At 70.9% G+C, this 22206-nt stretch carries 18 protein-coding genes; 6 read left to right on the top strand and 12 right to left on the bottom strand.

Features of this window, described 5'->3' with window-relative positions:
• Positions 1-42 precede the first annotated feature (42 nt).
• Positions 43-1569, bottom strand: coding sequence for an FUSC family protein (locus tag ACIQNU_RS08840; protein ID WP_401362948.1), 1527 nt, complete (start codon positions 1567-1569; stop codon positions 43-45).
• Between the two features lie 394 nt (positions 1570-1963).
• Here ACIQNU_RS08840 and ACIQNU_RS08835 point away from each other — a divergent pair, with 394 nt between their 5' ends.
• The 3 genes from ACIQNU_RS08835 (at position 1964) to ACIQNU_RS08825 (ending at position 4468) form a co-directional block, all read left to right on the top strand.
• Positions 1964-2446 (top strand): Lrp/AsnC family transcriptional regulator, encoded by a 483-nt coding sequence (locus tag ACIQNU_RS08835; protein WP_401362945.1) that lies wholly within the window; start codon positions 1964-1966, stop codon positions 2444-2446.
• A gap of 25 nt (positions 2447-2471) precedes the next feature.
• Entirely contained in the window at positions 2472-3176 is a 705-nt protein-coding gene (locus ACIQNU_RS08830) for an HAD family hydrolase (protein ID WP_401362942.1), read from the top strand.
• A gap of 269 nt (positions 3177-3445) precedes the next feature.
• The gene (locus ACIQNU_RS08825; protein WP_401364199.1) at positions 3446-4468 is read left to right on the top strand and encodes a chitinase; all 1023 of its coding nucleotides are present in this window, start codon (positions 3446-3448) and stop codon (positions 4466-4468) included.
• Positions 4469-4548: 80 nt separating this feature from the next.
• Here ACIQNU_RS08825 and ACIQNU_RS08820 read toward each other — a convergent pair whose 3' ends face one another.
• The 4 genes from ACIQNU_RS08820 to ACIQNU_RS08805 all read right to left on the bottom strand — a co-directional run bounded on the left by ACIQNU_RS08820 (position 4549) and on the right by ACIQNU_RS08805 (position 8107).
• The gene (locus ACIQNU_RS08820; RefSeq protein ID WP_401362939.1) at positions 4549-6093 is read right to left on the bottom strand and encodes a DEAD/DEAH box helicase; all 1545 of its coding nucleotides are present in this window, start codon (positions 6091-6093) and stop codon (positions 4549-4551) included.
• Positions 6094-6542: 449 nt separating this feature from the next.
• Positions 6543-6746, bottom strand: coding sequence for a cold-shock protein (locus tag ACIQNU_RS08815; protein ID WP_018536328.1), 204 nt, complete (start codon positions 6744-6746; stop codon positions 6543-6545).
• 312 nt (positions 6747-7058) lie between these two features.
• Entirely contained in the window at positions 7059-7643 is a 585-nt protein-coding gene (locus ACIQNU_RS08810; protein ID WP_401362934.1) for an isochorismatase family protein, read from the bottom strand.
• 95 nt (positions 7644-7738) lie between these two features.
• Positions 7739-8107 (bottom strand): winged helix-turn-helix transcriptional regulator, encoded by a 369-nt coding sequence (locus ACIQNU_RS08805; RefSeq protein ID WP_401362932.1) that lies wholly within the window; start codon positions 8105-8107, stop codon positions 7739-7741.
• A 112-nt stretch (positions 8108-8219) separates the two neighbouring features.
• Between ACIQNU_RS08805 and ACIQNU_RS08800 the strand changes: the two genes are divergently transcribed.
• The 3 genes from ACIQNU_RS08800 (at position 8220) to ACIQNU_RS08790 (ending at position 10417) form a co-directional block, all read left to right on the top strand.
• Entirely contained in the window at positions 8220-9137 is a 918-nt protein-coding gene (locus ACIQNU_RS08800) for an NAD(P)-binding domain-containing protein (RefSeq protein ID WP_401362929.1), read from the top strand.
• Between the two features lie 70 nt (positions 9138-9207).
• Positions 9208-9636 (top strand): hypothetical protein, encoded by a 429-nt coding sequence (locus ACIQNU_RS08795; RefSeq protein WP_401362926.1) that lies wholly within the window; start codon positions 9208-9210, stop codon positions 9634-9636.
• A gap of 133 nt (positions 9637-9769) precedes the next feature.
• Positions 9770-10417: a DUF3105 domain-containing protein gene (locus ACIQNU_RS08790; RefSeq protein ID WP_401362923.1), complete on the top strand. Its 648-nt coding sequence runs from the start codon at positions 9770-9772 to the stop codon at positions 10415-10417.
• Positions 10418-10459: 42 nt separating this feature from the next.
• On the opposite strand, the gene ACIQNU_RS08785 is transcribed toward ACIQNU_RS08790, so the two are convergent.
• The 7 genes from ACIQNU_RS08785 to ACIQNU_RS08755 form a co-directional block, all read right to left on the bottom strand.
• Positions 10460-11527, bottom strand: a complete 1068-nt coding sequence (locus tag ACIQNU_RS08785; RefSeq protein WP_401362920.1) for a cation diffusion facilitator family transporter — start codon at positions 11525-11527, stop codon at positions 10460-10462.
• A 178-nt stretch (positions 11528-11705) separates the two neighbouring features.
• The gene (locus tag ACIQNU_RS08780) at positions 11706-12917 is read right to left on the bottom strand and encodes an ROK family transcriptional regulator (RefSeq protein ID WP_401362917.1); all 1212 of its coding nucleotides are present in this window, start codon (positions 12915-12917) and stop codon (positions 11706-11708) included.
• A gap of 132 nt (positions 12918-13049) precedes the next feature.
• Complete coding sequence (locus ACIQNU_RS08775) at positions 13050-16217, bottom strand: alpha-mannosidase (RefSeq protein WP_401362915.1); 3168 nt, start codon at positions 16215-16217, stop codon at positions 13050-13052.
• Entirely contained in the window at positions 16210-18480 is a 2271-nt protein-coding gene (locus tag ACIQNU_RS08770) for a DUF2264 domain-containing protein (RefSeq protein ID WP_401362913.1), read from the bottom strand. Before ACIQNU_RS08770 ends, ACIQNU_RS08775 begins: the two co-directional genes overlap by 8 nt.
• Complete coding sequence (locus ACIQNU_RS08765; RefSeq protein ID WP_401362910.1) at positions 18477-20105, bottom strand: substrate-binding domain-containing protein; 1629 nt, start codon at positions 20103-20105, stop codon at positions 18477-18479. The genes ACIQNU_RS08770 and ACIQNU_RS08765 overlap by 4 nt, the downstream gene beginning before the upstream one ends.
• An 83-nt stretch (positions 20106-20188) precedes the next feature.
• Positions 20189-21130 (bottom strand): carbohydrate ABC transporter permease, encoded by a 942-nt coding sequence (locus tag ACIQNU_RS08760; RefSeq protein WP_401362907.1) that lies wholly within the window; start codon positions 21128-21130, stop codon positions 20189-20191.
• Entirely contained in the window at positions 21127-22104 is a 978-nt protein-coding gene (locus ACIQNU_RS08755; RefSeq protein WP_401362905.1) for an ABC transporter permease, read from the bottom strand. The genes ACIQNU_RS08760 and ACIQNU_RS08755 overlap by 4 nt, the downstream gene beginning before the upstream one ends.
• Positions 22105-22206 lie beyond the last annotated feature (102 nt).

Here is a 22206-nt window from a genome sequence, read left to right as displayed (position 1 = left end):
CGGGCCGGCCCTTGGTGCGGTGCCCGTTCGGGTGGTGCGGGGTCAGACGCGGACCAGGGGTGCGCGGGGAGAGCTGCGTACCGGCGCGGAGAGCGCCGCGAGCGCCCCCTCCAGGCGGTGCAGATGGGCGAGCGCGGGCACGGTGGGCAGCGCGTGCTCCGGGACCGGACGCTCCGGTGCGCGGCCCGGATCGGCCGCCTCCGAACCCCCGTACGCCGGTTCCGTCAGGGCTTCCACGGCGGCCTCGACACGCCGGCACGCGGCGGCGAGCCGGTCGTCGTGGGACGCCTCCGGGTCGGCGGCGACGGAGGCGAGTCCCCGTACCTCGTCCGCGCAGGTGTCGAGCAGGGCGAGGACCTGCCGGGCGCGGGCCTTGCGGGCGCGCAGCGGGCTGAGCGGATGCACGAGCGGTGCGAGGGAGAGCCGTACGCGGCCGAGCAGGGCCTCCAGTTCGGCGACGTGTCCGGTGGGGTCGGCGGTCGCGGATCCCGCGAGGCGGGCCGCGGCCTCGGCCGTGCAGGCGTGCACGCGGCGCAGGGCCTGGGCGATCCACGCGTGCGTGGTGGTGTGGGTGGTGACCGGCAGCACGAGCAGCACCGCCAGCATCCCGCCGAGCGCCCCGACACCGGTCTCCAGGAGTCGCAGCGCGAGCAGGGCGGGGTCCAGGACGCCGAGCAGCCCGTACAGCGAACCGGCGAGGACGGTCACCGCGAGCATCATCCATGTGTAGGACACGGCGGCGGTGTAGAAGATCCCGAAGACGCTCACCACGACGAGGACGGCGGTGGGCACGGGGGCGCCCTGGAGGGGGACGACGGCCACGACTCCGACGGCCAGGCCGATCAGCGTGCCGAGGACCCGGCGGAAGCCGCGGACGAGGGTTTCGCCTCGCGACGCGGTGTTGACGAACATCCACCAGGTGGCGCCGACGGCCCAGTACCAGCGCTGTTCGGAGAGCAGTTGGCCCACCATGAGCGCGACGGCGGCGCCCGCGGTCGCCTGGACCGCCTGGCGCGTGGTCGTACGGGCCAGGCCACGCCCGGTCGGCGGCGCCGGTACGACGGGTGCGGGCAGCCGCCGCTCGTAGCACCACAGGCCGAACCGGACGGCCGACGACATCAGCAGGGAGAGCGCCACGGCGGCGTACAGCTCGGGCAGTTGGCCGGGCACGGTGTGCAGGAACTGGGTGCTGAAGAAGGCCATGAACGCGAAGACGCCCAGCGCATGGCCCCGGGGTCCCCAGCGGCGCGCGTACACCCCCAGGCCGACGACGGCGAGCAGCGCCGTGTCCCTGGCCACCGGGTGGTCGTGGAGTCCGGCGGCGAGAGCGAGGACGGGGAAGCCGACCGCCGGCAGCAGCAGGGTGGTGAGCGCCTGGCCGCGCACGGTCGCGTCGGTGACCGTGAACAGCGCGAGGAGCGCCGCCAGGCCCCCGGTGACGGCGGCGACGAGCGAGTGCCCGGTGAGGCCGCAGAGGGCCACCGCCGCGCCGATGCCGAGCACCGCCCGGGTCGCGGCGCGCAGCCGCTGCCGCCCTGGGTCCGGCGCCACGAACATCCCCTTCAGCACGGCTTCCCCGCCCCTTCCGCCCGCCCGCGCGACCTGCCTCGCGCGGCGCATGAAAAAGGCGCCGCGGAGTTCCGCAGCGCCATCGACGGCACCATCAGAGCATCCCGGAGCCCCTTGGCTCAACCGAGGCCGGACGGGCTGGGCCAATGGCACAGGCGAGTCGCCGGATACGGGGCCGGAGGCGAACCAACGGCCGACACCGCCGATCAACGGCGACGGCGACGGCGCACACTCGACACGGCCCCCACGCGACCCCAGAGCCATCGCGGACCCCGAGAAGCCCTCCGTACGGACGACGGCCCAGCCGACACCCCCCGCACCGGGCCATTGGTACCGTGGAAGTGATCCTTCCGCCAGGTTCGATCATGCCGAGTGGGCGGGAGAGCGACACACCGTGGCCGTGGACGAGCTGGACACCCGGATCCTGCGGCTGCTCCTGGAGCAACCGCGCACCAGCGTGCGGGAGTACGCCCGCGTCCTCGGTGTCGCGCGGGGCACGCTCCAGGCGCGGCTCGACCGGCTGGAGCGGGACGGTGTGATCACCGGCACGGCCCCCTCGCTGTCCCCCGCCGCACTGGGCCACCCAGTCCTCGCGTTCGTCCACGTCGAGGTCACTCAGGGGCACCTGGACGACGTCGGCGAGGCGCTGGCCGCCGTGCCGGAGATCATCGAGGCGTACTCCATCACCGGCGGCGGCGATCTGCTGACCCGGGTGGCCGCGCGGGACAACGGTCATCTGGAGGATGTGATCCAGCGGTTGATCCAGCTCCCTGGCGTCGTCCGCACCCGTACCGAGGTCGCCCTGCGCGAGCGGGTGCCGCACCGGCTGCTGCCTCTGGTGGAGTCGGTCGGACGGTCGGCCGCCGCACCGAGGTGATCACCGGCTTGGCATGCTGGGGCGCATGAGCACTCCCGTACCGCGCCCCCGCCTCTCGGTGGTCTTCGACCTCGACGGCACCCTCGTGGACAGCGAGCCGAACTACTTCGAGGCGGGCCTCCGCCTCCTCGCCGCGCACGGCGTCACCGGCTTCACCTGGCAGGACCACGAGAGCTACGTCGGCATCAGCACCCGCGAGACCCTGGCCCTGCTGCGGGAGCGGTACGGGATCGGGGCGCCGGTCGACGCGCTGCTCGCGGACCTCGACCGCCACTATCTGGAGCTGGCCCGCGCGTCGACGCGGGTGTACCCGGAGATGCGGAGGTTCGTGGAGCGGCTGCACGGGGCCGGGGTGCCGATGGCGGTGGCGTCCGGGTCGTCGCGCGCCGCGATCGACGCGATCCTGACCGGCACCGGCCTCGGCGAGCTGGTTCCGGTCCGGGTCTCGGCGGACGAGGTGGCGCACGGCAAGCCGGCCCCCGACGTCTTCCTGGCGGCGGCCCGGCTGCTCGGCGCGGACCCCGCGGACTGCGTGGTCCTGGAGGACGCGGCGCCGGGCGCGCTGGCGGCACACGCGGCGGGCATGCGCTGCGTCGCCGTCCCGTATGTCGCGGCACAGGCGGACGATCCGGCCTTCGGTACGGCGGATCTGCTGTTCCGGGGCGGGCAGGCGGAGTTCACGGCACGGGCGGCGTACGACTGGCTCGCCGATCTGGTCCAGACCTCTTGACGAATGGTCTGTACCAACTTACGGTCTGGCACATCACCGCCCGTGCGCCGTCCCCACCCGCACACACCGGACGCACCGGACGCACCGGACGCACCACCGACACACCACCGACGCACCACCCCACGTACGTCTCCAGGCTCCCCACGCTCCAGGAGGTAAACGTGTCACCCCGAACCGCTGCCCGAACCGCTGCCCGAACCCCCGCCCCGCGCCGGGCATCCCGTCTGCTGCTCGGACTCGGTCTCGCCCTCGCCGGCGTCGCGCAGTTGATGGTCGCGGCGGCCCCGAGCAGCCAGGCCAGTTCCCCCGCCGCCGCACCTCCCACCACCCAGGCGACCACCTGCGCGGTCAAGTCGAAACCCGCGGGCAAGGTGCTCCAGGGGTACTGGGAGAACTGGGACGGCTCCTCCAACGGCGTGCATCCGCCGCTGGGTTGGATCCCGATCACCGACAGCCGTATCCGCGCCCACGGCTACAACGTGCTCAACGCCGCCTTCCCGGTCATCCGTTCGGACGGCACCGTCCTCTGGGAGGACGGCATGGACTCGACCGTGAAGGTCGCGACGCCGGCCGAGATGTGCCAGGCCAAGGCGGACGGCCAGACGATCCTGATGTCGATCGGCGGTGCCACGGCCGGGATCGACCTCAGCTCGTCGGCGGTCGCCGACCGGTTCGTGCAGACGATCGTGCCGATCCTGAAGACGTACAACTTCGACGGCATCGACATCGACATCGAGACCGGCCTCGTCGGCAGCGGCAACATCAACACGCTGTCCCCGTCGCAGGCCAACCTCATCCGCATCATCGACGGCGTCCTCGCCCAGATGCCGTCCAACTTCGGCCTGACGATGGCCCCCGAGACGGCGTACGTCACCGGCGGCAGTGTGGTCTACGGCTCGATCTGGGGCGCGTATCTGCCGATCGTGAAGAAGTACGCGGACAACGGCCGCCTCTGGTGGCTGAACATGCAGTACTACAACGGCAGCATGTACGGCTGCTCCGGCGACTCCTACTCGGCCGGTACGGTCGCCGGGTTCACGGCGCAGACCAACTGCCTCAACAAGGGTCTGGTGATCCAGGGCACCACGATCAAGGTCCCGTACGACAAGCAGGTCCCGGGGCTTCCGGCCCAGGCGGGCGCGGGCGGCGGGTACATGGCGCCGGGTCTCGTGTCGCAGGCGTGGAACACGTACGGCGGCGGCCTCAAGGGGCTGATGACCTGGTCGCTGAACTGGGACGGTTCGAAGGGCTGGACCTTCGGTGACAACGTGAAGGCGCTCCAGGGACGCTGACGGCGGGCGTACACGGACGAGAGGCGCCCCTCCCGCGCGGGGAGGGGCGCCTCTCGTGTGTTCCTGCGGGCCGGCGTCCGTCAGCCGGCGCGGCGCACGCGTGCGGCCTGACGGGCCTCGGCGGTCTGCTTGGCCTCGCCGGTCCGGCGTGACTCGCCGCCGCCACGGCCGGGGCGGCCCCGGCGGGTACCGCGGCCCCGGAAGGGGGCGCTGCCGGTGCGCTTGGGGCGCTCGGCGACGGGCGCGGTCACGGTGACGGGCACGCCGGAGGGCGCCTGCGCGCCGGTGATACGGCTCAGCTCGGCCTCACCGGAGCGGACCTGCGCGATCTGCGGGGTGATCCCGGCGTCCGCCATCAGACGGGCCATGTCGCGGCGCTGGTTGGGCAGTACGAGCGTCACGACGCTGCCGGACTCCCCGGCGCGGGCGGTACGGCCGCCGCGGTGCAGGTAGTCCTTGTGGTCGCTCGGCGGGTCGACATTGACGACGAGGTCGAGGTCGTCGACGTGGATGCCGCGGGCCGCGACATTGGTGGCGACCAGCGCCGTGACGTGCCCGGTCTTGAACTGGGCGAGGGTGCGGGTGCGCTGGGGCTGCGACTTGCCGCCGTGCAGCGCGGCGGCCCGTACACCGCTGCTCAGCAGGTGCTTGGTCAGCTTGTCGACGGCGTGCTTGGTGTCCAGGAACATGATCACGCGGCCTTCGCGGGCGGCGATCTCGGTGGTCGTGGCGTACTTGTCGGCGACCTGGACGTGCAGGACGTGGTGCTCCATCGTCACGACCGCGCCCGCCGACGGGTCGACGGAGTGGACGACCGGGTCGTGCAGGTAGCGGCGGACCAGGAGGTCGATGTTCCGGTCCAGCGTCGCCGAGAACAGCATGCGCTGGCCGTCGGGGAGCACCTGGTCGAGCAGCGCGGTGACCTGCGGCATGAAGCCCATGTCGGCCATCTGGTCGGCCTCGTCGAGAACGGTGATCTTCACCCGGTCCAGACGGCAGTCCTTGCGCTCGATGAGGTCCTTGAGGCGGCCGGGCGTCGCGACGACGACCTCGGCGCCGGAGCGCAGCGCACCGGCCTGCCGGCCGATCGACATCCCGCCGACGACCGTGGCCATCCGCACCTTCAGGGCGCGGGCGTAGGGGGTGAGCGCGTCGGTGACCTGCTGGGCGAGTTCCCGGGTGGGGACGAGGACCAGGGCGAGGGGCTGCCGGGGCTCGGCGACCTGTCCCGCGGTGCGGACCAGGAGGGCCAGGCCGAAGGCGAGGGTCTTGCCGGATCCGGTGCGTCCGCGGCCGAGGACGTCGCGGCCCGCGAGGCTGTTGGGGAGCGTCGCGGCCTGGATCGGGAACGGCTCGTTCACACCGAGGCTGGTGAGCATCTTCAACAGCTCGACCGGCATGCCCAGTTCGGCGAAGGTCGCGGCCGGGGGCAGCGGCGGGGTGATGGTGTCCGGCAGCGCGAACTCGCCCTGCGGGGCCGAGGAGCTCCGGCCGCCACCGGAGCGGTTGCCGGGACGGCCGCCGCCCTGGCCCTTGGGCCGGAATCGGGCGCCTCGGCCGGAGTTGGCCGACGCGCTCTTACGAGAGTTGGAATAGCGGTCGTTCGTGCGAGCTGAGCGGTTCAAGGAGAACCTTTCCTCGATAAGGCACGTATCGAGGAATTCCCGGCGAAAATACGCCGTGGGAATTGCAAGAACGAGCCGATGAACTGATTGACCGAAGCCGGTCCCCCGCCCCGGCAGCAAGGTGCCGGGCGCCGGAGTACCGGAATTCGCCGTAAAGAAGGCGACGGGGCCGAATCTTGGGCTCCGGACGGGTCTGGGGGCCCTGTGGATCCTGGAAGTACTCCGGATCCTGTGGGCCCTGCGGGTCCGTCCCGAGCGGCGGGCGTTGTGCCTGCCGGGTCGTCCGCCGAGGGGCGGAACGGTACGTCGCCTGGTGCTGTGCCACGTGGTCGTTCACGCGTCGTCGCGTGAGCGGTGGGCCGCCGTCGTGCGGGGGAAGTGCCGCAAACGGCAACGAGCTGGGGCCGCACCCCTCGGTGCGGGCCCCAGCTGCGTCGTACGCTTCAGGGTCAGGCGGGAACGATGTTCTCGGCCTGCGGGCCCTTCTGGCCCTGCGTGACGTCGAAGTTCACCTTCTGGCCTTCCTGAAGCTCACGGAAGCCCTGGGTGGCGATGTTCGAGTAGTGGGCGAAGACGTCGGGGCCGCCACCCTCCTGCTCGATGAAGCCGAAGCCCTTTTCCGCGTTGAACCACTTCACGGTGCCAGTAGCCATGTCAATTCTCCTTCTGGGGCAGTACCCGGTGCCCACACTGTGTGAACTCCGGCGTCGCCGCGATGATTACCCCGTCGGAAAACTGCACCGAAAACAAAAAAATGCCCGACGACACGAAGTCGTCCAAGGCACTTGAAGTCTATGGGAACCACAACTGCAACTGGGATCAACAGTAGCACGGCACGGGGTTCGATCCACGGCGACCTCGGAGTTTTCGCTCCGGGACACCGTGAATCCGTCTGGGGTAGGGCGCGAATTTGTGAAGGGGGAACTGCGAACCGGGCGTGTCGGGCCCGACGCGCGTACACCCGTTCAGCGGGACCGTGCGGGTAGGGCCGTGAAGGTGATGCCGGCCGCGAGAGCGGTGATCTCGACGTCGCTGCCGAGGGCCCATTCGGCGACGCGGGAGACCGTCGCCGCCGGAATCTCGTCGCTGATTCCCGGGGCGGCCGGAATGTTCTGGGTCGCGTGGGCGTCGTGCGGCAGGACGACCCGGTAGCCCAACGCCAGGGCCGTACGGGAGGTCGCCTGGACGCACATCTCGGACATCATGCCGCACACCGCGAGCGCCTGGACGCCCGCATCGGTCAGGACGCGCCCCAGCGAGGTCTTCGCGAAGCCGTCGTCCTCGGGTTTGCGGATCACCACCTCCGTGGGGCCGGTCAGGACGGGGTGGTGGAGTTCCCATCCGGGTGTGTGCGGCTCGTCGCCCGTGCCGGGCGCGCCGTCGTTCTGGAGGTGGACGACGAGCGCCCCGCTCTGCCGTGCCCGTGCGATCAGATCCGCCGTCCGGTCCACGAGACGCGCCGCGTCGGGCACGGCGCGGTCACCGGTCACTCCTGCCGCCTGGACATCCACCACGATCAGAGCCTCCACGGGAGGCACATGCTGGTTCATGGCGTCATCATGACGAGGGGCGCCGGGCTCCTCCACCGGATTTTCCACGGCGTGCGACGGCCGGCGGCGGGCAAGTCGCCCCCTTCGTCGAGGAGTTACGCGCCCACTGCGGCTTCCGGGGTCGGCCGCTGCCCCAGGACATGTTCCCTGCCCCATTCACCGAGGGGTTCGAGCGCGGTGCTCAGGGCCCGGCCGCGGGCGGTCAGGGCGTAGTCGACGCGGGGCGGGATCTCGTCGTACGCCGTGCGGTCGACGATGCCGTGGGTCTCCAGTTCGCGGAGGTGCGCGGTGAGGACCTTCTCCGTGATGCCGGGGAGCATTCTGCGCAGCTCGCCGAAGCGGCGCGGGCTCTCGTCCAGGGCCCAGAGGATCAGGACCTTCCATTTGCCGCCGATCACATCCATCGCCGCGTCGATCCCGCAGTGATATCCGTCCCGCGCACCCGGCCTGCCCACGGTCGCCATCGCCCCGCCACCTTTCTCCGACCCGCTCCGAGCTGGTCACCTACCTCGGGGAAAGTACCCACTTCCAAGTACGTACTTGTCGGCCCCGACCCTTCCGACCAGCCTAATCGTCATGACCGACACACAGTCCGACCCCACTTCCCCCACCCGTTCCGTCTCCCTTCTCGGCCTCGGCGACATGGGTGCCGCCTTCGCCCGCGCCTGGCTCGCCGCCGGATACTCCGTGACCGTCTGGAACCGCACCGCGAGCCGCGCCGACGCCCTGGTGGCCGAGGGCGCCACGCGGGCCGAGAGCGCCGCTCACGCGGTCGCCGCGAACACGCTCGTCGTGACCTGTCTGCTGGACGACGCCTCCGTCGGCGAGGCCCTGGAGAGCGCTGATCTCACCGGTAAGGACCTGGTGGACGTCACCACCGGCTCCCCGGCCGAGGCCAGGGCGCGTGCCGCGTGGGCGCAGGCGCGCGGGGCCCGTTTCCTGAGCGGCGGGATCATGGCCGTACCGCCGATGGTGGGGCAGCCGGAGGCGGGCGGTTATGTCTTCTACAGCGGGTCCCGTGAGCTGTTCGAGGCGCGGCGCGAGGCGCTGGCGGTCCCGGTCGGGACGCGGTACGTCGGCGCCGACGCCGGACACGCCGCGCTTCAGGACGTGGCGCTGCTGAGTGCGATGTACGGCGCGTTCGCGGGCATCACGCACGCGTTCGCGCTGGTGCGCGGCGAGGACGAGATCGCGCTCAAGGAGTTCGCGCCGCTGCTCACGGAGTGGGTGGTGTCGATGTCGGGGGCCGTCGGACAGATGGCCGAGCAGTTGGAGAGCGGTGATCACACATCGGGCGTCGTCTCGAATCTGGCGATGCAGGTCGCGGGGATCAAGACGTTCGTGGGGACGGCGCACGAGCAGGGTGTCAGCCCCGAGCTACTGACGCCGTACTTCGACCTGATGCGGCGCCGGGTCGAGAGCGGGCACGGCACGGAGGGCGGGACGGGCCTCGTGGATCTGCTGCGGTCCGGGGGCGGGTCCGCCGATCGGTGAGCGGGCCGGGACGGGTGTTGTCCGGGGTGCCGTTCCGTGAAGCCACCACCGGTGGTTACTATCTGCCGCGATGAGCAACCGGGCCAGCGGATTCCGGAGCGCGACGGGACACGTCGCCTCGGTCTTCGTGCTGCGGTGCACCGCTCTGCTCGCCGTCGTGCTGTGGCTGTTCCCGGTGTGTACGCACCCGGGCGACGACGCCTTCACGGCGGACCGGCCGACGTCGGCATCGGCATCCGTGTCGGCTTCGACCGTGGACGCCGCCCGTCTCGCCCCCGGCCTCGGTGACCTGTGCCCGGACCTGGGCCACGGTGACGTGCGGTGCCACGCCGCGACCGGTGTGGCGGGCGGCACCGTCTCCCCCGCCCAGGCACCGTCGACCAAGCCGCTGGAGTCCGGTTCGGGCGCCGCGACCCAGGGCGCGACGGCCGCTCCGGACGCGCCACAGGTACGACAACCCGCACCGGACTTGCATGAGTTGAGTGTTCAGCGGATCTAGACCGGACCCTCGCGCACGCGACGTCCCGCACCCACCCAGGGCGCGGGCCGGCGTACGCGCGCATGCCGGCCATCGACCGCTCGACTCGCACCGCCGCACGCCGGGTAAGGCACGGCGGGGACAAGGACATGCCATGGGTTCCTCCGGAGCCAAAGCCCAACGAGCCGCCCGTCGCGCCAAGATCGAGGAGCAGCGCCGCGCGGAAGCCGCCCGGGAGCGCCGCAACCGCATCATCACCGTCACGCTCAGCGGTGTCATCGTCGCCGGACTCGTCGGCGGCCTCTGGTACTTCGTCCAGGACAACCAGAAGAAGGAGGACGCCAAGGCGGAGGCCGCCGCCAAGCCGATCAGCGGCGAGAAGTCGTGGAAGGACCTGGGCCGTGACCACGTCACCACACCCGTCGAGTACAAGATGGCGCCCGCGACCGGCGGCAACCACGACCAGGTCTGGATGAACTGCGACGGCGACGTGTACGCCGAGGAGATAGCCGAGACCAACGCCGTCCACTCGCTGGAGCACGGCGCGGTCTGGGTCACGTACAACGACAAGGCTCCGGAGAAGGACGTCAGCGCGCTGAAGGAGCGGGTGGAGAAGACGCCGTACACGCTGATGAGCCCCTACGCGGCGCAGTCCTCGCCCATCACGCTGTCGGCCTGGGGCAAGCAGCTCGGTGTCAAGACGGCCGACGATCCCCGGGTGTCGCAGTTCCTGGAGAAGTATGTGCAGGGCTCCCAGACGCCGGAGCCGGGCGCGGCCTGCACGGGGGGCAAGCCGGCCTGAGCCCTGGCTGTCCGGGACGCTCCGCCGCGATCCGCACGTGCCTCAGTGCGCGTGCGGTTCGTTGCGGTGGACGGGGCCGTGCGGCTCCTCGCAGTGCGTGTGCGCACCGTCCGCTCCGGCGCCGGAGTGGCCGTTCTCCGGGACCGCATGGTCCGGGCCCGCATGGGTGTCCGCCGTGTCGCGGTCGGCGACCTGGAGCAGGGCTGTGGCCGTGTGGTCGACCTGGAGTGTGGTGTGCGTGATGCCGTAGTCGTGGCGCATGATCCGCTCCAGGCCGCGCCGGACGGCGTGGCAGTCGCCGCCGGGCTCCACCAGGACGTGGGCGGACAGGGCGGCCTGGCCCGAGGTGATCTCCCAGACGTGCAGATCGTGGACCTCGTCCACGGCGGGCTGGGCGACGAGCCGGTCGCCGAGTTCGTCGGGGTCGACGTGGGCGGGCGCGGCCTCCAGGAAGATCCGCCCGGACTCGCGCAGCAGCCCGTACCCGGCCTTGACCATCAGGGCGACGACGACCAGCGTGGCGATGGCGTCGGCGCGGGAGAAGCCGGTGAGGACGACGACCAGGGCCGCGATGGCGGTGCCGATGAAGGCGAACAGGTCGTTGAGGATGTGCTGATACGCGCCCTCCACGTTCAGCGACGAGCGGTTGGCCTTCGAGATGCACCAGGTCGCCACCAGGTTGACCGCGATCCCGACGAGCGCGGTGACCAGCATCAGACCGCCCTCGACCGTCTCCGGGGTGATCAGCCGGCGTACCGCCTCGTACGCCAGCCAGGCGCCCAGCAGGAGCAGGGTGAGGCCGTTGGCTTGGGCGGAGAGGATCTCGGCGCGCTTGAGTCCGTAGGTGAAGCCGCCGCGTGCCGGGCGGGCGGCCAGCCGCATGGCGATCAGCGCGAGGACGATGGACACGGCGTCCGTGAGCATGTGGGCCGCGTCCGAGATCAGCGCCAGCGAACGGGCCATGACACCGACGACGACCTCGGCGGCCATGAACGTCGTGATCAGCGCGAGGGCGATCCCGAGCCAGCGCCGGTCGGCGTCGACCGACACCCCGTGCGTGTGCCCGCCGTGCCCGCCGTGTCCCTCGGTGCCGTGTTCGTTTTCGCTCATGGTCTACGCCTTCCCCCCGGTACAACGAAATCCCCGCTCGCGGTGATGTCCCGCTCGCAGTGAAACGCATGCCGGAGAGATCGGCAAAGCCTGCACCGGTGACCGTTGTCATGACCGTTAAGACCGCGTTGACCTGCGGAAACATCGCGGGGGTCCGCACGCCCTCCGGCACTCGGGGTCATCCAAGGAGCAGGGACCTGGGCTGTGCGGAGAGCGCCCGGTCGAGGACCAGGGACGCCGCTCCCACCGCGGCCACCTTCTCGCCGAGGGTGGTGGAGACGACCGTGGTCGGATGCGTCGGCCTGACGAACGGGGACCGGGCGACCATCGGCTCGATGGTGGTGAGCAGCCGGTCGTCGAGCACATGCCAGGTGGGGCCGCCGAAGACGACAGTGTCGACGTCGAGAAGGGTCGCCGCCGCGCAGACGCCCCGGCCGATGCGGACGCCGAGGCGTTCGATGATGCCGTCGGCCTCCGTGTGACCCTCGGCGGCGAGCGCCGCGAGCCGCTCCAGACCGTGCTGGGCGTCGGCCGGGTCGAGGACCGTGTACTCACCGCCGAGCACGCCGAGCGCGATGGCCTCGTCCACAAGGGTGCGTGTCGAGCACGCCGAGCCGAGGCCGCCGACCTCGCCCGCGTTGCCCGAGACGCCGCGCAGGACCATGTCCTCCACGACCAGGCCCATGCCGGATCCGGTGCCGAGGTAGAAGAAGAGCAGGTTGCGGCTGTCGGCGCCCGCTCCGGCCCAGCGTTCCGCGACGACGGCGGCTGTGACGTCCTTGTCGAGGAGTGCCGGGAGTCCGGTCGCCTCGCTGAGCCGGTCGCGCAGCGGGTAGCGGCCCCAGCCGGGCAGCTCCGGCGGATCGACGACCCAGCCGGCGGTGGCGTCGATGGGGCCCGGCGCGGCGATGCCCAGGCCGAGCACGCGCGCCTCGTCCACGCCCGGCTCCGCCATGAGCGCGCACGCCGACGCGGCCATGTCGGCGACGATCCCCTCGGTGTCGCTGCCGCTCGGCGTGCGCTGACTGCGCTGGGCGACGACCGTGCCGAGGAGGTCCACCAGGACGCAGGTGATCACGGCGGGGTCGAGGTGGACGCCCACGGCGTAGCGGGACGTGGGCACGATTTCGAGGAGGGTACGGGGTTTTCCGCTGCCGGTGTTCTGCTTGCCCGACTCCCTGGCCACGCCCTGGTCGAGGAGGCGGCGGGTGATGTTGGAGACGGTCTGCGCGGACAGTCCGGTGGCCTGCGCGAGTTCCACCCGGCTCAGCCCCGCCGGGTGCCGGCGGATGGCGTCCAGGATCACGGACTCGTTGAAGTCCCCCATGCGTGGCAGGTTGGTGCCGCGCCGTATCGAGCGCTTCCCGGTTGTCGCTCTCTTGGTCGTCACCGTGTCTCTCCTCGCCTCCGGCGGGCGGCGGCGCTGTGGGTGGTGGTGCGCCGCCGCGCGATCCGTCGGCACTGAATCGTTCGAATCATAGGCCGCGGGAGGCGCACCCCGTACGAGGTGCGCCCGTCCTCCTCACCCGTCCACGGAATCGGGCGACTTGGCGCCCGCCACGGCGGGCCGCAGACGGAGCGTGCGGATCTGGAAGGGCCGGAACCTGAGGGCGACGGTTCCGTCGTCGGAGGCGAGTGCGGACTCCTGGATCGGCTGCTCAAGAAGGTCGCATTCGTGTGCGGCGGCGAGCGGGAATCCCGCGGACAGCCGCGCCGGTACCGCTCCGCCGCACGCTTCGTACAGCCGGATCACGACATCACCGCTGCGGTCGTCCGCGAGCTTCACCGACTCCACCACCACGTCGGTGGTGTCGAGGGCGACCAGGGGCCGTGCCTCGGCCGGGGCGGGCCGCAGGGGCAGATTCAGCGCGTAGCCCCCGGCGATGGCGTCCTCGATGCCGGCGCCCGCGAGAAGGGCGTAGCTGAAGCGGTGCCGTCCCCGGTCGGCCTGGGGGTCGGGGCTGTGCGGGGCGCGGAGCAGCGAGAGCCTCAGGGTCGTGGTGGTTCCGCCGTCGTCGCGGGTGTCGCGGCGTACGTCGTGTCCGTAGGTGGAGTCGTTGAGCACGGCGGCGCCCCAGTGCCGCTCGCCGACGTGGACCCAGCGGTGTGCCCACAGTTCGAAGCGGGCCGCGTCCCAACTGGTGTTCTCGTGGGTGGGCCGCTGCACATGGCCGAACTGGATCTCGGCGCTCTCCCGTTCCGCGTGCACGTCGAGCGGCCACGCGGCCTTCAGTACGGTGTCGCGCTCCTGCCAGTCGATGTCGCTGCGGACGGTCACCTGCTTGCTCTCCGCGGCGACCTCGATGTACTGGGTGAACCGGGATGATCCGTGGGCGCGCTCGACCCGGACCGACGCCAGCAGCGGCCCCGCGTCGACCAGGGTCACCGACTCGGCCTCGTCCAGGTCGCGGACCGTGTCGCGGTAGTACGGGTCGATGTTCCACGCCGACCACAGATTCGGGTCGTCGGGGTGGAGCTGGAGGAGGTTGCCCGCCGCGCCGGGCGCGATGGCCTCGCGCTGCGCGGTGTGGTCGTACACCGAGGTGAGCAGGCCGCGCCGGTCCACGACGACGGTCACCTCTCCGTTGCCGAGGACGAAACCGCCGTCCTGGGCGCGGGCGGTGACGGCGCCCCGGGGGGCCGCCGTGGCGCCTGAGGCGAGCGGGGCGACCTCGGCGAGGACGGCCGCGCGCCCGTCGGACAGGCGCTGCGCACCGGGGAACCCCTGGTCGGGGACGACGGCGACCTCGCGGCGCGCGTACGGCCCGGCGTTGAGGAGCGCGGGGGGCGCGGGGGGCGCGGGCAGGTGGGCGACCGCGTCGGCGATCAGTGTCTCCAGCTCGGTGTGGATCTCGGCGTACTCGCGCTCGGCCTGCTGGTGCACCCAGGCAATGGACGAGCCGGGCAGGATGTCGTGGAACTGGTTGAGCAGGACCCGCTGCCAGAGGGATTCCAGCCGCTCGTACGGGTACGGCGCGCCGGTCCGGACGGCGGCGGTGGCGGCCCAGAGTTCGGCTTCGCGGAGCAATGCCTCGCTGCGCCGGTTGCCGCGCTTGGTGCGGGCCTGGCTGGTGTAGGTGCCGCGATGGTTCTCCAGGTACAACTCACCTCGCCATACGGGGAGTTGATCCACCCGGCCGTGGGTCTGACCCTGGCCGTCGCCCTCGCCCTCGCGCTCGGCGCGCGCCGCCGCGAAGAAGGCGTCGGGCGCCTCGATGACGACCTTCGGCGAGCCTTCGAGGTCGCGCAGGCGGCGGGCCTTCTCCAGCATGGAGCGGCTGGGGCCGCCACCGCCGTCGCCGTAGCCGAACGGGACGAGTGAGCGGGTCGCCACGCCCTTCTCGGCGAAGTTGCTTTCGGCGTGGGCGAGTTCGGCGGCCGTGAGGGACGCGTTGTAGCTGTCGACGGGCGGGAAGTGGGTGAAGATACGGGTGCCGTCGATGCCTTCCCAGGCGAAGGTGTGGTGCGGCAGCCTGTTCGTCTCGTTCCACGAGAGCTTCTGCGTGAGGAACCACTTCGCGCCGGCCAACTTGGCGAGCTGGGGGTAGGCAGCGGTGTAGCCGAACGAGTCGGGCAGCCACACCCCGTGCTGCTCGATCCCGAACTCCTCGGCGAAGAAGCGGCGCCCGTACACGAGTTGGCGGGCCAGCGCCTCACCGCCGGGGAGATTCCCGTCGGCCTCGACCCACATCCCGCCGACGGGCACCCAACTGCCCTCCGCCGCGGCCTTCTTCATCCGGGCGAAGATCTCCGGGCGCTGCTCCTTCATCCACGCGTACTGCTGCGCCGAGGAGCAGGCGAAGACCAGCTCCGGGTACTCCTCCGCCAGCGTGGTCATGTTGGTGAAGGTGCGGGCGCACTTGCGTACCGTCTCGCGGACCGGCCACAGCCAGGCCGAGTCGATGTGGGCGTGCCCGACGGCGGCGACGGTGTGCGCGGAGGCGTGCGCGGGACGGGACAGCACGTCGGCGAGGCGGTCGCGGGCCACTCCCGCCGTGCCCGCCACGTCGGTCGGGTCGACGGCGTCGGCGGCGCGGCGCAGGGCGTGCAGGATCTCGTGGCGCCGCGACGAGCCGACGGGCAGTTCGTGCATCAGCTCGTCCAGCACCTCGATGTCGTGGACGAGGTGCCATACGTCGTGCTCGCGCACCGCGATCTCGGCCTGCTGAAGCCGGTACAGGGGCGCGGTGCCTGCGGTCTCCCGCGAACCGTGGTGGAGGTGCAGTCCCGCGCTGCCGACGATGGGCGGGTTGGCGGCGAGTTCGATGAGCAGGTCGACGCGGTCGGCGCCGGTCGCGGAGTCCGTGAGCAGCACAGTGCGGTTGTACGGATGCAGGCCCTGGAGCGGGGTGCCCTGTGCGTCGTGGACCAGGCCCTCCGCCTGGCCGCCCGGTCCCTTGGTCAGGTCGAAGTCGAGGTCGAAGACGGCCTCGACACGGCGTCCCGACCACTCGTCGGGGATTTCGGCGCTTGCCCGCATCCAGGTTGTCGCCCAGGGGCCGCCCCAGGTCGCGCCGAGGGTGAAGGGGTCGTAGGCGGCGGCCAGGGCGTCCGCCACCGGGACCGGTTCGCCGTCGACTTGCCAGGTGCTCAGGGTGAGGGGGCGGGTGGCGCTGTAGAGGGCTGGGCGGACGACCCGGTCGAGGAGTTTGCGGATGCGGGCTTCGGTGATCTGGCGGTCGTCATGCACGGGGTGGGTCCTTCCGGGGGTTGCCGGGGGGCTGTGGCGGGTTGCGCAGTTCCCCGCGCCCCTTGTGAGGTGCGTCTGTGCGGACGGTTGTTTCGCGGGTGCCCGTCGACTCCGGAGCCTTGCGCAGTTCCCCGCGCCCCCTATCAGGTGCGTCCCCGCCCAGGGTTGATTCGCGGGCACCCCTCGACCCCGGACCCTTGCGCAGTTCCCCGCGCCCCCTAACAGGTGCGTCCCCGCCCAGGGTTGATTCGCGGGCACCCCTCGACCCCGGACCCTTGCGCAGTTCCCCGCGCCCCCTATGAGGTGCGTCCGCGGCCAGGGGGGTTTCGGGGGCGGGGAGTTGGATGGTGTCCTGGGTGCCGTCTGACCAGGTCACGTCTGCCAGCAAGGTGGTGCCTTCGGTGCGGGTGGTGACTTGGGGTAGGGCGGTGGGGTCGGTGGCGGCGAGGTGGATGAGGGCTATGTGGAGGGTGCCGTGGGTGGCGGGGCCCGCCGTCTCCACGATCGGGGTGGCGGAGGCGGAGCCCAGGGCGTTGCTGTTCCGGCCGGGGACCACGGACGCCCTCGGGAGCCCCTGCGCGCCGACGACGACGGAGATCAATCCGTCGGCGCCCGCGACCCGGGCGGTGTCCCCGGCCTGCGGGTCCGTTGGTGCGACGGCCAGAGCGAAGCCTCCGATGCGCAGGACGTGCCCGGGGCCCGCTGCTTCGGTTTCGGTCGCGGGGTCCACGCGTACGGCCCTGACCTCGATCGATCCCCGCAGTGCGGAGCCAACGGTGATCCAGGGGCCGAGGGTGTACGGGGTGTCGGGGCCGCCGAACACGTCCCAGGTGGCGTTGGCCGGCCAGTGCGCGCGGCTGCGGGAGACTGCGGTGGTGGCGCCGAGCGAGATCCTGGTCGTCGGGCGCCGGTGGGACGCGCGGCCTGCCGCGTCGAGCAGCACCACCGCGTTGTCGAGCGGGTCGGCGTCCGCGCTGCCGTCGGGGAGTGTCGGGTCCCCGGGGGTCTCGGGTGCGGTGTGGGTGGAGTAGGCGAACCGCGCGTAGCAGGGGTCGTCCGCGTGCGGGCGGTTCGGGTCGGCGTGGTCGCCGCCGTGCTGGACGACGCGGACGACTCCGTCGGCTGCGGTGCCGGAGACGAGCCAGCCGGGCGCGGCGAGGGAGCGCGCGAAGTCGCCCTGTTCGACGGCGAGTGGGGACTCCTCGTCGGTCCACACCGGGTGGTCCGGCGGCAGGGCGAGCCCGATGAAGCCCTTGCTCGCCCAGTACGGCGAAGCGGGACCCGAGTACCCCTGGAGGATGCCGCGGAACGGCCGGTGCCAGCCGAGGGTGAGCAGGTCGTCCGCGTCCGTGGCGCCGTGCTGGGTGAAGTGGTCGAGCATGCGGTTCGCGAGCGCCCGGGTCTCCCCCGGCGCCAGGGGTGTGGCGTCGAAGAGGGCGCCGGTCCACAGGGGGGCGAGCGCGGCGTGGCGGTAGGTGAGTGACCGGCCCTGGACGAGCGGTGAGCCGTTCGCGCCGATCAGCAGCCGCTGGTCCTCCAGGAAGCGGTGCAGCCGGGCGCGGTAGCGGTCGAGGAGCCCGCTGGGCGCCGCGTCACCGAGGATGCGGCAGAACCACAGCGGGTACAGGTGCATGGCCCAGCCGTTGTAGTGGTCGAAGTTGCGGTGCTCGCCGCCGGTGAGCCCGTCGGAGTACCAGCCGTCGCCCGCGTACCAGCCGTCGGTCAGCGCGATGACACGGTCCAGGTCCTGCTGGCGCCACCGGCCGCCGGCCGTGCGGGCGAACGCCTCGGTGACGCCCTGGAACCAGATCCAGTTGTTGCCGGGCATCGGGTCGCCGACCATGGGGGCGAGCCAGTCGAGGACGTGCTGTCTGATCCGGTCGTCGAGTCGGTCCCAGATCCAGGGCCGCGTCTCGTGCAGCGCGAGCGCGATCGACGCGGCCTCGACCTTGGCCTGGTTGCACTCGGCGAACGTGGGCCAGCGGTCCGGGTTCCTCGGGTCGGTGCCCGCGGCCAGCCCGGTGGCGTACCACCCGGCGAGGTCGTGCGGGTCGGCGCCGCGCGCCCCCGCCAGCCGGAAACCGGCCAGCAGGAACGTGCGGGCGAAGCCTTCGAGACCGTCACTGCGCCCGCCGTTGTGGCTCGGCACACCGGGCAGCCGGATCAGGGCGAGGTCGTCGGTCGCGTACGGCCGGACGGCGAGCAGCAGTCGGTCCGCGGTCCGCTCCCAGTGGGCGCGGTCCTCGGCGGGGGTGCGGGTCATGAGTGGCGGGTCTCCCATGCCTGTTCGTACTCGGCGCGGATCTTGTCGCCGGCCTCCTTGCGCCAGTTCTTCATGGCACCGTCCCACTCGCTGAGGGGGATACGGCCCTGCATGATGCCCTTGCGGGTGTCGTCGAGGGACGTCTGGAGGAGTTTGGACATCTTGGAGTCGGTCGCCGAGTACAGCGGTTCGGCGGGGTTGGGGATCAGGCGCCGGATGGCTTCCTTCTGGAACTCGTACTGGTCCGGCACGATCTCCGGCTTGGCCGGGTAGTAGAGCGACATCGGTGCGTCGGTGGCGAAGATGGTGGGCAGGGTGACCTCGCCCTGGCCCTGCGGGGTGAGCACCGGATCGCTCCCCCTGAGGGTGTGGTCGGGCCCCTGGACGCCGTACTTGCGCAGCAGATAGCCGTCGGTGCCGAAGGGCGATGCAAGGGCGTTCATGGCGCGCAGGATCTGCTGGATGCGTGCCTTGGGGGCCTTCTTGATGATGAGCGTGGCGTAGTTCGCCGAGCCCTGCCACTGGCCGCCCGTGCCGCCGTCCCAGCCGGGCGCCATCATGTAGCCGATGTCCAGGCCCTTCGCGGTCGCCGCGTACGTGGTGTAGTAGTCGTTCCACGCGACCGGCGCGTCCGGGTTCAGGACGGTGCGTCCGGTGCCGAACCACTCCTTGGCCTTGCCGAGGACGCTGTAGGTGTCGGGGTGCATGGTGCCGGCCTTGGTGAGCTGGCGGACCGCGTCGAGGGCCTGTTTGGCCTCCTCCGACTCGAAGTACCAGGTGAACCTGCCACCCTCCTCGCGCCAGTTGTTGGGGCCCTTCAGCATCATCATCATGAAGTTCCACGCGGTGACGCTGTCGCCCATGGCGTACTGGTTGGCCTTCGGGTCCGTGACGTCCTTGCAGAGCTGGAAGAACTCGCTCCAGGACTTCGGGTTCGGATCGAGGCCCCGCTTCTTGATCAGGTCCAGGCGGGTGTAGGTGGGGCCGCCGGAGAGCGGGCGGGGCATCGGGAGGGCGTAGATCCCGCCGTTGCGCACACAGGGGGCCCATGAGGCGCTGGGGATGTTGGCGAGGTACGGGTAGTCGCGGATGTTGTCACCGGACAGATGCTCGGTGAGGTCCTCGAAGAGGGCGTCGAGCATGTCCGGCGTGGCGGCGGAGTTCTGGTCCGGGCGCAGCATCAGCATCGCGTCCGGCAGATCGCCGCCCGCGATCGTCACGGCGAACTTGTTCGGATAGTCGCCGACCGGTGTGATCTGGAAGTTGAGGTCGCAGCCGACGCTCTTGTTGAGCGCCTGCCACATGACGTTGCGGTCCACCGGCGGCGGCACCGGGTTGAAGATCAGCGTCATGATGTCGATGGCGGGACCCTTGGCGGGCGGTCCGCCCGGCAGCGCCTTGACGGGCTCGGCCGGGTAGTGCAGATATCCCGGCGAGACGCCGTCCGCCGTTGCGGGCATCGACGTCGGGACGCCCTGGTACGGGATGTACGTGGGCAGTTGAGCCCTGGCGTTGGCGTCGCGCACGGTGGCGGGGCGGTGGTCCCCACAGGCGGCCAGGGTCAGCCCGGCCGTGACGCCCGCGGCCGAGGCGAGGAAGCCGCGGCGGCTGAGTGGTGCCTTCATGACAGTCTTCGTCCCTTCACCCTTCGTGCCCTCACCCTTCGCACTCTCACCCTTCGCGCCTTCACCCTTAGTCGCTTCACGGTTCATCCCTTCACCGCTCCGACCATCACGCCCTTGTTCATGTGCCGCTGGAGGAAGGGGTAGACGATCACGATGGGCACGATCGACAGGACCAGGATCGCCGCCTGGAGCGACTGGGTCGGGGGCAGCGGAGCGCCGGCCGCGACATCGACCTGACCGCCGCTGAGCTGCGCGTTGTTGACGACGTAGGTCCGCAGCACGAGTTGCATGGGCCACTTCGACGCGTCGTTGATGTACAGCAGGGCGTTGAAGAAGGCGTTCCAGTACGTCACCGCGTAGAACAGGCCGATCACGGCGACCGACGCCTTGGACAGCGGGAGCACGATCCTGGTGAGGATCGACAGTTCGGACGCGCCGTCGATGCGTGCCGAGTCGATGAGTTCCTTGGGGATGCTCATGAAGAAGGAGCGCAGCACGATCACATTGAACGCATTGATCATGGTGGGCAGAATCAATGACCAGTAACTGTTGATCAACCCGAGTTGCTTGACCATCAAGTAGCTGGGGATGACGCCGGGTACGAACAGCATGGACATCAACAGCAGCAGGAGGACGGGCTTGTGCCCGTAGGAGCCCGGCCGGCTGAGCCCGTAGGCCAGGGAGATGGAGCTGACGAGGCTGAGGGCCGTGCCGACGACGGTGACGCCGACGCTGACCAGCATCGCCTTGGACACCAGGCCGCCCGACAGGAGCGCCGAGTAGGCGGAGAAGCTGGGGTGGTCGGGCCAGAGGACATAGCCGCCGGCCTTGGTGACCTGGTCGGCGTCGGCGAGCGACGTCGAGATGATCGCGACGAAGGGCAGCACGACCAGAACCACACAGGCCAGCAGGATCAGTGACTTGAGGCTGCGCCACGGCAGCGATCCGGGGGTCTCGCCGGGGATCGCGCTGTAGGCCCTGCGGGGCTTGCGGCGCACGGAGTGTGCGGGAGACAGAGTGGTCATGACCGGTAGACACCTTCTTCGCCGAAGAGATGGGCGATCTTGTTGGCGCCCAGCACGAGTGCGACTCCGACGACTCCCTTGACGAGTCCGACGGCGGCGCTGACGCCCCAGTCCCCGCCCACGAGTCCGTGGTTGAAGACGTACGTGTCCATCACTTCACTGTTGTCCAGGCCGACGCCCTGCTGCTGGAGGAGGATCTGCTCGAAGCCGACGGACAGGGCGTCGCCGAGGCGGAGGATGAGCAGCAGGACCACCAGGCCGCGCAGCGCGGGCAGGGTGACGTGCCAGGTCTGGCGCCAGCGGCTGGCGCCGTCCATGGCGGCTGCCTCGTAGAGGTCGTTGTCGACGCGGGACAGGGCGGCCAGGAACAGGATCGTGCCCCAGCCGGTGTCCTTCCAGATGACCTGGGAGGTGAGCAGCGCCTTGAAGGTGTCGGGGTCGCCGATGATGTTCCAGCTGCCCATGTCGTGGGCCTGGAGGAACAGGTTGAGCATGCCGTCGTTGCCCAGCATCTGCTGGAAGAGGGAGACGACGACCACCCACGACAGGAAGTGCGGCAGATACAGGACGTTCTGCACCCACTTCTTGATCCGCTCGCTGACCAGGCTGTTCAGCGCGAGGGCGAGCAGGATGGGCGCGGGGAACACGAACACGACCTGGATCAGGGTCAGTTGGAGCGTGTTGACGAGAGCCCGTACGAACTGCTGGTCGCCGTTGAAGATGACGTCGAAGTTGCTGAACCCGCTCCAGGGGCTGTGCAGGATGCCGATGTAGGGCTGGTAGTCCTGGAAGGCGATGACGTTGCCGAGGAGCGGGATGTAGTGGAACAGCAGCAGGACGACGATGCCCGGTATCAGGAACCAGAACAGTGCGGCGTCGCGGCGGCGCCGTGGGCGCAGGCGCCCCAGTCGGCCTCTGTCCGCCCGCCCGGCGTCCTCGGCCGGGTCTGCGGCGGGTTGTTGAAGCGTTGTCATGATGTGCGGCCCTTTCACCGGAGACGGTCTTCGTCGGCCGCCCCGGGTTGACAAGGTGTCGGGTGAGTCAGAGCGACGAGCTGCCCTCCTTGGGTGATCAGG

This window comes from Streptomyces sp. NPDC091292 (assembly GCF_044757265.1).
GTDB lineage: Bacteria > Actinomycetota > Actinomycetes > Streptomycetales > Streptomycetaceae > Streptomyces.
This window is presented reverse-complemented; position numbering and strand designations above follow the sequence as displayed.

What these genes read in the sequence shown, in the direction of transcription:
- ACIQNU_RS08830 (WP_401362942.1), top strand. Translation starts at nt 2,472, where the DNA reads ATGAGCACTCCCGTACCGCGCCCCCGCCTCTCGGTGGTCTTCGACCTC.
- ACIQNU_RS08825 (WP_401364199.1), top strand. Translation starts at nt 3,446, where the DNA reads ATGGTCGCGGCGGCCCCGAGCAGCCAGGCCAGTTCCCCCGCCGCCGCA.
- ACIQNU_RS08815 (WP_018536328.1), bottom strand. Translation starts at nt 6,746, where the DNA reads ATGGCTACTGGCACCGTGAAGTGGTTCAACGCGGAAAAGGGCTTCGGC.
- ACIQNU_RS08810 (WP_401362934.1), bottom strand. Translation starts at nt 7,643, where the DNA reads ATGAACCAGCATGTGCCTCCCGTGGAGGCTCTGATCGTGGTGGATGTC.
- ACIQNU_RS08805 (WP_401362932.1), bottom strand. Translation starts at nt 8,107, where the DNA reads ATGGCGACCGTGGGCAGGCCGGGTGCGCGGGACGGATATCACTGCGGG.
- ACIQNU_RS08800 (WP_401362929.1), top strand. Translation starts at nt 8,220, where the DNA reads ATGACCGACACACAGTCCGACCCCACTTCCCCCACCCGTTCCGTCTCC.
- ACIQNU_RS08795 (WP_401362926.1), top strand. Translation starts at nt 9,208, where the DNA reads ATGAGCAACCGGGCCAGCGGATTCCGGAGCGCGACGGGACACGTCGCC.
- ACIQNU_RS08790 (WP_401362923.1), top strand. Translation starts at nt 9,770, where the DNA reads ATGGGTTCCTCCGGAGCCAAAGCCCAACGAGCCGCCCGTCGCGCCAAG.
- ACIQNU_RS08785 (WP_401362920.1), bottom strand. Translation starts at nt 11,527, where the DNA reads ATGAGCGAAAACGAACACGGCACCGAGGGACACGGCGGGCACGGCGGG.
- ACIQNU_RS08770 (WP_401362913.1), bottom strand. Translation starts at nt 18,480, where the DNA reads ATGACCCGCACCCCCGCCGAGGACCGCGCCCACTGGGAGCGGACCGCG.
- ACIQNU_RS08765 (WP_401362910.1), bottom strand. Translation starts at nt 20,105, where the DNA reads ATGAAGGCACCACTCAGCCGCCGCGGCTTCCTCGCCTCGGCCGCGGGC.
- ACIQNU_RS08760 (WP_401362907.1), bottom strand. Translation starts at nt 21,130, where the DNA reads ATGACCACTCTGTCTCCCGCACACTCCGTGCGCCGCAAGCCCCGCAGG.
- ACIQNU_RS08755 (WP_401362905.1), bottom strand. Translation starts at nt 22,104, where the DNA reads ATGACAACGCTTCAACAACCCGCCGCAGACCCGGCCGAGGACGCCGGG.